Source organism: Collinsella sp. LCP21S3_C7 (assembly GCF_052118485.1).
GTDB lineage: Bacteria > Actinomycetota > Coriobacteriia > Coriobacteriales > Coriobacteriaceae > Collinsella.
Genome location: NZ_JBQKHC010000073.1, coordinates 1 through 326, shown reverse-complemented (window position 1 = coordinate 326; position 326 = coordinate 1). Strand labels below are relative to the sequence as shown.

Below are 326 nucleotides of genomic sequence, written 5' to 3'. Positions count from 1 at the left end.
CTCGCGCAGGAACGCGTAGACGGCCATCTTGGTCATCCCGGGCAGCTGGGCCTTCGAGCGGATCACCTCCTCGAGCGGGTCGAAGGCGCTGCCCCTCGCGGACCTGCCGTCGGCGGCGGACTCGCCCTCCCGCCAGTACTTGGCGACCGTGTGCCGGTCCATGCCGTGCCTCCTCGCGATCTCGCTGAAGTTCGGCTTCGCGCCGGACCCCCTGTAGACGTTCAGCTCTCCCATTACGTTTCGCTCCATATCCCGCTCCTCCCGGGTCGGATACCCGATCGGAGCATAGTTCCGTTAGCGCAGTTGGTGAAAGTACGTTAGCGGGG

General features: G+C 66.0%; 1 pseudogene. It reads right to left on the bottom strand.

Annotated elements, in window-relative coordinates:
- Window positions 1–249 (bottom strand): annotated as a pseudogene (locus ACTQ1E_RS08940) (IS21 family transposase); the annotation flags it as partial.
- Window positions 250–326: the final 77 nt, after the last annotated feature.